Source organism: Ruegeria sp. BI11 (assembly GCF_056538005.1).
This window is the reverse complement of the sequence record NZ_JBQFSM010000028.1, coordinates 1-2,500: the sequence shown is the minus strand read 5'-3', so window position 1 is coordinate 2,500 and position 2,500 is coordinate 1. Positions and strand designations below refer to the sequence as shown.

Below are 2,500 nucleotides of genomic sequence, written 5' to 3'. Positions count from 1 at the left end.
AAGGCCAATCAAACTCGGAGATAGCTGGTTCTCTGCGAAATCTATTTAGGTAGAGCGTCATCCGAATACCCCGGGGGGTAGAGCACTGGATGGGTAATGGGGCCCCACAGGCTTACTGATCCTAACCAAACTCCGAATACCCGGGAGTACTAGATGGCAGACACACTGCGGATGCTAACGTCCGTAGTGGAGAGGGAAACAACCCTGACCTACAGCTAAGGCCCCCAATTCATGGCTAAGTGGGAAAGCAGGTGGGACGACCAAAACAACCAGGAGGTTGGCTTAGAAGCAGCCATCCTTTAAAGATAGCGTAACAGCTCACTGGTCTAAATAAGTTGTCCTGCGGCGAAGATGTAACGGGGCTCAAGCCATGAGCCGAAGCTTAGGATGCCGTAAGGCATGGTAGCAGAGCGTAGTGTGACATAGAACTCATCCGTATTTGCATCCTCTTGGGTGTAATGACGGATCGAGTTCTTTCGATGAAGCCGGCCTGTGAGGGATCCGGTGGAGAGATCACTAGTGAGAATGATGACATGAGTAGCGACAAAGAGTGTGAGAGACACTCTCGCCGAAAGTCCAAGGGTTCCTGCTTAAAGCTAATCTGAGCAGGGTAAGCCGGCCCCTAAGCCGAGGCCGAAAGGCGTAGGCGATGGGAACTAGGTTAATATTCCTAGGCCAGGAGGATGTGACGGATTGCAGGTGTAGTTCAACCTTATCGGATTGGTTGGGCTGCTGAGCAGTTCCTGGAAATAGCCCTCCATCAGACCGTACCCTAAACCGACACAGGTGGACTGGTAGAGCATACCAAGGCGCTTGAGAGAACGATGTTGAAGGAACTCGGCAAAATACCTCCGTAAGTTCGCGAGAAGGAGGCCCGGTTCCTAGGCAACTAGGGGCTGGGGGCACAAACCAGGGGGTGGCGACTGTTTATTAAAAACACAGGGCTCTGCGAAGTCGCAAGACGACGTATAGGGTCTGACGCCTGCCCGGTGCCTGAAGGTTAAAAGGAGAGGTGAGAGCCTTGAATTGAAGCCCAGGTAAACGGCGGCCGTAACTATAACGGTCCTAAGGTAGCGAAATTCCTTGTCGGGTAAGTTCCGACCTGCACGAATGGCGTAACGACTTCCCCGCTGTCTCCAACATCGACTCAGCGAAATTGAATTGCCTGTCAAGATGCAGGCTTCCCGCGGTTAGACGGAAAGACCCCGTGCACCTTTACTACAGCTTCGCACTGGCATCAGGATTGTGATGTGCAGGATAGGTGGTAGGCTTTGAAGCGGAAACGCAAGTATCCGTGGAGCCTCCCTTGAGATACCACCCTTCGCACTCTTGATGTCTAACCGCGGTCCGTTATCCGGATCCGGGACCCTGCGTGGCGGGTAGTTTGACTGGGGCGGTCGCCTCCTAAAGCGTAACGGAGGCGCGCGAAGGTTGGCTCAGAGCGGTCGGAAATCGCTCGTTGAGTGCAATGGCAGAAGCCAGCCTGACTGCAAGACTGACAAGTCGAGCAGAGTCGAAAGACGGCCATAGTGATCCGGTGGTCCCGAGTGGAAGGGCCATCGCTCAACGGATAAAAGGTACGCCGGGGATAACAGGCTGATACTGCCCAAGAGTCCATATCGACGGCAGTGTTTGGCACCTCGATGTCGGCTCATCTCATCCTGGGGCTGGAGCAGGTCCCAAGGGTACGGCTGTTCGCCGTTTAAAGAGGTACGTGAGCTGGGTTTAGAACGTCGTGAGACAGTTCGGTCCCTATCTGCCGTGGGTGTAGGAGACTTGAGAGGAGTTGCCCCTAGTACGAGAGGACCGGGGTGAACGATCCACTGGTGGACCAGTTGTCGTGCCAACGGCAGTGCTGGGTAGCTATGATCGGACAGGATAACCGCTGAAGGCATCTAAGCGGGAAGCCCCCCTCAAAACAAGGTCTCCCTGAGGGCCGTGGAAGACCACCACGTCAATAGGCCGGAGATGTAAGCGCAGTAATGCGTTCAGTTGACCGGTACTAATCGCCCGATAGGCTTGATTTGATCCAGTAACAGAAAGACAAATCACCAAAAGCATACACTGACCTTGACCATGGACAGCGTCGCAGCACCTAGCCGCGATGTTGATTGACATAACAACCGTGCAGGAACGCGCATCCGCTTCGCGAATACGCTGCCTCCTGCACGTCGCGCTTTGCTCCGCAAAGTCGCGACGTGGGCTTTTCCTCGGTTTGGTGGTCATAGCGCAAGTGAAACACCCGGTCCCATCCCGAACCCGGAAGTTAAGCACTGCCGCGCCAATGGTACTTGGGCTTAAGCCCCGGGAGAGTAGGTCACCGCCAAACCTAGAAAAAGCCCAACAAACAGTCTCTCTATCGATGAAAAAAACACTACCCGGCCTCAAATAGCCAAACAGGCAATAGGCCCACCAAAAGTGTCGCGGGATGGAGCAGCCCGGTAGCTCGTCAGGCTCATAACCTGAAGGTCGTAGGTTCAAATCCTACTCCCGCAACCAA

General features: G+C 54.4%; 1 tRNA gene and 2 rRNA genes (1 of these 3 cut by a window edge). All 3 read left to right on the top strand.

Annotation, left to right across the window (positions count from 1 at the left end):
- Positions 1-2,027, top strand: a 23S ribosomal RNA gene (locus tag ACR0DT_RS24625) (it extends 803 nt beyond the left edge of the window).
- Between the two features lie 187 nt (positions 2,028-2,214).
- A 5S ribosomal RNA gene (rrf, locus tag ACR0DT_RS24620) occupies positions 2,215-2,329 on the top strand.
- Positions 2,330-2,422: 93 nt separating this feature from the next.
- Positions 2,423-2,499 (top strand) — tRNA-Met (locus ACR0DT_RS24615).
- Position 2,500: the final 1 nt, after the last annotated feature.